Origin of the sequence: Franconibacter helveticus LMG 23732, assembly GCF_000463115.2 — a bacterium.
In the GTDB taxonomy this organism is placed as follows: domain Bacteria; phylum Pseudomonadota; class Gammaproteobacteria; order Enterobacterales; family Enterobacteriaceae; genus Franconibacter; species Franconibacter helveticus.
In genome coordinates, this window is record NZ_AWFX01000038.1 from 206,430 (window position 1) to 212,911 (window position 6,482).

General features: G+C 54.6%; 6 protein-coding genes. 4 read left to right on the forward strand and 2 right to left on the reverse strand.

Going from position 1 to position 6,482, the window contains the following annotated elements:
• Nucleotides 1-5 precede the first annotated feature (5 nt).
• From rbsC to rbsR, 4 genes are read left to right on the forward strand one after another with little or no spacing between them, the layout of a single operon-like run.
• Complete coding sequence (gene rbsC, locus DW56_RS09960) at nucleotides 6-971, forward strand: ribose ABC transporter permease (RefSeq protein ID WP_024553606.1); 966 nt, start codon at nucleotides 6-8, stop codon at nucleotides 969-971.
• A 26-nt stretch (nucleotides 972-997) separates the two neighbouring features.
• Entirely contained in the window at nucleotides 998-1,888 is an 891-nt protein-coding gene (rbsB, locus tag DW56_RS09965) for a ribose ABC transporter substrate-binding protein RbsB (protein ID WP_024553605.1), read from the forward strand.
• A 36-nt stretch (nucleotides 1,889-1,924) separates the two neighbouring features.
• A complete protein-coding gene (gene rbsK / locus DW56_RS09970; RefSeq protein ID WP_411431236.1) occupies nucleotides 1,925-2,884 on the forward strand; it encodes a ribokinase in 960 nt (319 codons plus the stop codon).
• A gap of 12 nt (nucleotides 2,885-2,896) precedes the next feature.
• Nucleotides 2,897-3,880 carry a ribose operon transcriptional repressor RbsR gene (gene rbsR, locus DW56_RS09975; protein WP_035889841.1) on the forward strand — a complete coding sequence of 328 codons (984 nt, stop codon included), beginning with the start codon at nucleotides 2,897-2,899 and terminating at the stop codon, nucleotides 3,878-3,880.
• Here the strand turns inward: rbsR and mdtD are convergent.
• Nucleotides 3,877-5,277 (reverse strand): multidrug transporter subunit MdtD, encoded by a 1,401-nt coding sequence (gene mdtD, locus DW56_RS09980; RefSeq protein ID WP_024553602.1) that lies wholly within the window; start codon nucleotides 5,275-5,277, stop codon nucleotides 3,877-3,879. The two genes, rbsR and mdtD, sit on opposite strands and share 4 nt — an antisense overlap.
• 21 nt (nucleotides 5,278-5,298) lie before the next feature.
• The gene (locus tag DW56_RS09985) at nucleotides 5,299-5,997 is read right to left on the reverse strand and encodes a FadR/GntR family transcriptional regulator (RefSeq protein ID WP_024553601.1); all 699 of its coding nucleotides are present in this window, start codon (nucleotides 5,995-5,997) and stop codon (nucleotides 5,299-5,301) included.
• Nucleotides 5,998-6,482: the final 485 nt, after the last annotated feature.

Here is a 6,482-nt window from a genome sequence, read left to right on the forward strand (position 1 = left end):
AAGACATGACTACCCATACCGTGGCGACTCGCCGCTATTTCAGCAAAGCATGGCTGATGGACCAGAAATCACTGATAGCCCTGCTGGTGCTGATTGCGATTGTCTCAACCCTGAGCCCGAACTTTTTCACTCTCAACAACCTGTTCAACATCCTGCAACAAACCTCCGTGAACGCCATTATGGCGGTGGGCATGACGCTGGTCATTCTCACTTCCGGAATCGATCTGTCCGTCGGTTCCCTGCTGGCGCTGACCGGAGCGGTGGCCGCCTCGATTGTCGGCATTGAAGTCAACGCGCTGGTGGCCATTGCCGCGGCGCTGGCTTTAGGTGCCGCAATCGGGGCCGTGACCGGGGTGATTGTTGCCAAAGGCCGCGTGCAGGCGTTTATCGCCACGCTGGTTATGATGCTGCTGCTGCGCGGCGTGACGATGGTTTACACCAATGGCAGCCCGGTGAATACCGGCTTTACCGAAAACGCCGACCTGTTTGGCTGGTTTGGCATCGGTCGTCCGCTGGGTATTCCGACGCCGGTCTGGATCATGGCCATTGTTTTTATCGCCGCCTGGTACATGTTGCACCACACCCGCCTTGGTCGTTATATCTACGCGCTGGGCGGTAACGAAGCGGCGACGCGCCTTTCCGGCATTAGCGTTAACAAAATCAAAGTGATTGTTTACTCGCTCTCCGGCCTGCTGGCGGCGCTGGCGGGCGTTATCGAAGTAGCGCGTCTTTCCTCGGCGCAGCCGACGGCGGGCACCGGTTATGAACTGGATGCGATCGCAGCCGTCGTGCTGGGCGGCACCAGTCTGGCAGGCGGCAAAGGCCGTATTGTTGGAACATTGATCGGCGCTTTAATTCTTGGTTTCCTGAATAATGGTTTGAATTTATTAGGGGTTTCTTCCTATTACCAGATGATCGTCAAAGCGGTGGTGATATTGCTGGCGGTGCTGGTAGACAACAAAAAGCAGTAACTCATTACTCAACAGGACATCTGACTATGAACATGAAAAAGCTGGCTACCCTGGTTTCCGCCGTTGCGTTAAGCGCAACCGTCAGCGCGAACGCGATGGCGAAAGAGACCATCGCGCTGGTTGTCTCGACCCTTAACAACCCGTTCTTCGTTTCGCTGAAAGATGGCGCGCAGAAAGAAGCGGACAAGCTTGGCTACAACCTGGTGGTGCTGGATTCGCAAAACAACCCGGCGAAAGAGCTGGCTAACGTGCAGGATCTGACTGTTCGCGGCACCAAACTGCTGCTCATCAACCCGACCGATTCCGACGCCGTGGGTAACGCTGTGAAGATGGCTAACCAGGCGAAAATCCCGGTTATTACGCTCGACCGCATGGCTGCTAAAGGCGAAGTGGTGAGCCACGTCGCTTCCGATAACGTGGTTGGCGGCAAAATCGCGGGCGACTACATTGCTAAAAAAGCGGGTCAGAGCGCGAAAGTGATTGAGCTTCAGGGCATTGCGGGCACCTCCGCCGCTCGTGAGCGCGGCGAAGGCTTCCAGCAAGCCGTGGCAGCGAACAAACTGAACGTACTGGCAAGCCAGCCGGCCGATTTTGACCGCACCAAAGGGCTGAACGTCATGCAGAACCTGCTGACTGCGCACCCGGACGTGCAGGCTGTCTTCGCGCAGAATGACGAAATGGCACTGGGCGCGCTGCGTGCCCTGCAAACCGCAGGCAAGTCTGATGTGCTGGTTGTCGGTTTCGACGGCACCGCAGACGGCGTGAAAGCGGTAGAAGACGGCAAGCTGGGCGCGACTATCGCGCAGTTGCCGGAGCAAATCGGCGCGATTGGCGTACAAACTGCCGATAAAGTGCTTAAAGGCGAAAAAGTTCACGCTAAAATCCCGGTTGACCTGAAACTGGTCGTTAAACAATAAAGACATCAAAAGAAATGCAGGGCAACGCGCCACAGGATGTGGCGCACTTTAACTGGACAAATAAGGGTGAGTAGCGTGGGCAAACTCGTCGTTCTCGGCAGTATTAATGCCGACCATATTCTTAATCTGGACGCTTTTCCCGCTCCCGGAGAAACCGTAACCGGCAGCCACTATCAGGTGGCGTTTGGCGGCAAAGGCGCAAACCAGGCGGTGGCGGCCGGGCGCAGCGGCGCAGATATTGCGTTTATCGCCTGTGTGGGCAACGACGATACGGGCGCCCGCGTTCGTAAACAGCTGGTTCAGGACAAGATTGATGTCGACCCGGTAAGCGTAATAGAAGACGAGCCCACTGGCGTGGCGCTGATTTTTGTTAATGGCGAAGGCGAAAACGTGATTGCTATTAATGCTGGCGCTAACGGTGCGCTGACGCCTGCGCTGGTTGAAGCGCAGCATCAACGCATCGCGCAGGCGTCCGCTCTGTTAATGCAGCTTGAATCGCCGGTTGAGAGCGTGCTGGCGGCGGCGAAAATCGCCCATCGCCACCAGACCCGCGTTATTCTTAACCCCGCGCCGGCCCGCATGCTTTCTGATGAATTGCTTGCGCTGGTGGATATTATTACCCCGAATGAAACCGAAGCTGAAAAGCTTACCGGCATCGCGGTGAAAAACGATGACGACGCGGCGAAAGCGGCGGCGGCGCTGCATGCTAAAGGCATCGACACCGTGATTATCACGCTCGGCAGCCGCGGCGTCTGGGCAAGCGTTAAAGGTGAAGGGCAGCGTATTCCAGGTTTTAAAGTCAAGGCTGTTGATACTATCGCGGCGGGCGATACCTTTAACGGCGCGCTGGTAACGGCCATGCTGGAAGAGAAACCGCTGGCGGAGGCTATCCGTTTCGCGCATGCGGCAGCGGCTATCGCCGTTACCCGGCCCGGTGCGCAGCCTTCCGTGCCGTGGCGCAGGGAGATTGACGACTTTCTGGCGCAGCAGGGGTAAATTGTGGCGACCATGAAAGATGTCGCCCGCGTTGCGGGCGTGTCAACTTCCACTGTTTCTCACGTTATTAATAACGATCGCTTTGTCAGCGATACCATTCGCGAAAAAGTCGAGGCGGCGATCCAGAGCCTTAATTACGCTCCCTCCGCGCTGGCGCGCAGCCTTAAAATTAACCAGACCCGCACCATTGGCATGCTGATCACCGCCAGCTCCAACCCTTTTTTCTCTGAGCTGGTTCGCGGCGTGGAGCGCAGCTGCTTTGAGCGCGGCTACAGTCTGGTGCTCTGCAATACGGACGGCGACGAACAGCGTATGAACCGCAACCTTGAAACGCTGCTGCAAAAGCGCGTGGATGGTTTATTGCTGCTTTGCACCGAAACGCACCAACCTTCGCCAGAGATCATGCGGCGTTATCCGGCTATTCCTACCGTCATGATGGACTGGGCGCCGTTCGGCGGCGAGGGCGATTTGATTCAGGATAATTCGCTGTTGGGCGGCGATATCGCTACACAATATTTGATAGACAAAGGCTACACCCGCATCGCCTGCATTACCGGGCCGCTTGATAAAACGCCAGCGCGTCTGCGCGTTGAGGGATATCGCAATGCGATGGCGCGCGCCGGGCTTGCTATAAAAGAAGGATATGAAGTTAATGCCGACTTCGAGTTTGGCGGCGGCTTCGACGCCATGCAAACGTTGCTGGCGATGGGCGAACCGCCTCAGGCCGTGTTTATGAGTAACGATGCGATGGCTGTCGGCGCTTACCAGGCGCTTTATCAGGCAGGCTTGCGCATTCCTCAGGATATGGCGCTGGTAGGCTATGACGATATCGAACTGGCGCGCTATATGACGCCGCCGCTGACCACTATTCATCAGCCTAAAGATGAACTTGGCGAGCTGGCCATTGATGTACTTATTCATCGTATGGCGCAGCCCGACTTACAGCAGCAGCGGCTTCAGCTTACGCCTGAGCTGGTGGAGCGCGGTTCAGCTTAGGCTTTAGCTTTATGCCGTTCTCTGATCAGGTTATTGCCATCTTTCGGGCGCAGCAGCATAAAGACTGCCGCTGAAATGACGGTGATCACGCCCATAGTAATAAAGGTGTAGTGGAACTGCTCAATGGTATTGGCGTTTTCAAATCCTTCGTAAAAGCGCAATACCGCAGCGCTGACCGCCACGCCAAGACTAATGGAAAGCTGCTGCGTCACTGCCAGCACGCTGTTGCCGCCGCTGGCGTTTTCATCTGAAAGATCCGCAAGCGTAATGGTGTTCATCGCCGTGAACTGCGTCGACATTGCCATTCCAAGGATGAACAGCGGCAATATCAGCATCCACACTTCTTTCCCTGGCGACTGCACAGCGAACTGGGCAATCATCAGGCCGATGAAGACAGTAATACCGACCAGCGTTTTACGGTAGCCAAAACCTCTCAATACTTTGGTGACGACAGACTTGGCCAGAATAGAGCCTACCGCCGTTGGCGCCATCATGCAGCCTGCAATAAACGCCGGATAACCGAACCCAACCTGTAGCATCAGCGGCATCAAAAAGGGGACGCAGCCGGTGCCAAGACGCGACGCGATGTTGCCGGCGATGCCGACTGAAAAGGTCCGCGTTTTAAATAATGGCAGAGCGATAAGCGGCGTCGGATGACGGCGCGCGTGCCAGATATAGGCCAGCAAAAGCAGCAACCCGCTGGCAATAACCAGTAACGCCAGCCAGGTTGCGACGATGCGTTCGCCGAAAAGCTCCATGCCGCTGGAGAACAGCACCAGGCTCAGGCCAAAGAGAAAGAAACCGGATAAATCGAAGCGTCGGCGCGGCGTAGTGAAATTCGGCATATATTTGCGCGCGTACAGTAGCCCGGCGATGCCAATGGGAATGTTAATAAGGAAGATCCAGTGCCAGCTAGCCCAGGTAACCAGCACGCCGCCCAGCAGGGGCCCCAGAATCGGTCCGACTAATCCAGGCATAGTGACGAAGTTAAGCACTGGCAGCAGTTCGCTGCGCGGATAGGCGCGAAGCAGCGCCAGGCGCGCGACGGGCATCATCATTGCACCGCCAATTCCCTGTATTACGCGAAAAACAACCAGTTCGCCTAAAGAACCGGACAGCGCGCATGCCAGTGAGCCCAGGGTAAATAGCATTACCGCCAGCATAAAAACGCGGCGGGTGCCAAAACGGTCGGCCAGCCAACCGCTAACGGGAATAAGCATGGCGACAGTCAGGGTGTAACTGATAATGGCAGACTGCATCGCCAGAGGGGAACGGTTAAGACTTTGAGCGATAGCCGGGAGCGCTGTGTTAAGAATAGTGGCGTCCAGCGCCTGCATAAAAAAGGCCATGGCCGCTATCCATGGCAGACCAGCCATACTGCGCGCTTTTTTAGTCATGCGTATCCTGTTGTTAAGTTATTACTCTTGAATATCGTTATTCTGCAAAAGTGTCTGGCAGGCGGCGAAAGCAACTTCGCCTTTTCCCGTCAGGATGGCCTCAACAATGGTCTGATGAAGCTCAAGCTTGATCACTTCATTATGCGTAATCGCAGTGAAGTAGGTGTAGTAGATAGAACGAAACAGGCTGGCGAAAGATGTCATGAAAGGATTGCCGCTCATCTCATAGATTTTCTCGTGATACGCCATATCCGCTTCAACCCAACGCTCGCGGTCGAATTTGGATTTCAACGAGAGCATCTCATCAAGCGTCACTTTCAGCTCGCGCTTCTGATCCTCACTGCCGTGACGAGCGGCAAGCGCGCAGGCCTGGGGCTCGAGGCTTTGTCGCATCACCAGAAAGTCGTTCACCACATTATTGAAGTCTTCTACTGTCATCCACCACGAGAGCAATTCCTTATCGAGGAAATTCCAGTGGCTTTGCGGCATGACTCGCGTACCGATGCGAGGGCGAGGTAAAAGCATGCCTTTCGCGGTAAGCGTTTTCACCGCCTCCCTGACAGCGGTGCGACTTACGCCAAACTGCTCACCCAAATCCATTTCGCCTGGCAAAATGCTTCCCGGTGCGTATTCTCCTTTTAATATGCGTTGCGCCAGTTTGGCGGCAAGAACATAAGAAAGGTTTTTTTGGGCCGCGAGTTGTTGCGTGGATAACGACATGTGAGCAATTCCTTTAGCTTTATCTCGCTCAGTAGTATGCCATCGGGCGCTAAGATGAGGTGCAAAAAACAGCAGATATCACAATATATAAGCAGTTATGATGTGTTTTGGTGAAAAAGTACGCGGTCAGGCATTTTTTTTAAATTTCCTCTTGTCAGGCTCTCAGAACTCCCTATAATGCGCCTCCACTGACACGGCACAACGGCAAACAAGCCGGCCTGGCAGTAAGAATCAAAACGGAATTAAGCAAAATTAATGCTTGACTCTGAAGCGGGAAAGCGTAGTATACGCAGCCCGCGCCGCTGAGAAATAGCGAAGCGGCACTGCTCTTTAACAATTTGTCAGACAATCTGTGTGGGCACTCAGAGATGCGATATCTTAACGTCCTCGGACGATAAATGATTAGCAAGTCTCATGAGTGAACACGTAATTCATTACGAAGTTTAATTCATTGAGCATCAAACTTTAATTGAAGAGTTTGATCA

Bases quoted from the DNA above. Each gene is read 5' to 3' on its own strand.
- rbsC (WP_024553606.1), top strand. From the start codon at position 6: ATGACTACCCATACCGTGGCGACTCGCCGCTATTTCAGCAAAGCATGG.
- rbsB (WP_024553605.1), top strand. From the start codon at position 998: ATGAACATGAAAAAGCTGGCTACCCTGGTTTCCGCCGTTGCGTTAAGC.
- rbsK (WP_411431236.1), top strand. From the start codon at position 1,925: ATGTGGCGCACTTTAACTGGACAAATAAGGGTGAGTAGCGTGGGCAAA.
- rbsR (WP_035889841.1), top strand. From the start codon at position 2,897: ATGAAAGATGTCGCCCGCGTTGCGGGCGTGTCAACTTCCACTGTTTCT.
- mdtD (WP_024553602.1), bottom strand. From the start codon at position 5,277: ATGACTAAAAAAGCGCGCAGTATGGCTGGTCTGCCATGGATAGCGGCC.
- DW56_RS09985 (WP_024553601.1), bottom strand. From the start codon at position 5,997: ATGTCGTTATCCACGCAACAACTCGCGGCCCAAAAAAACCTTTCTTAT.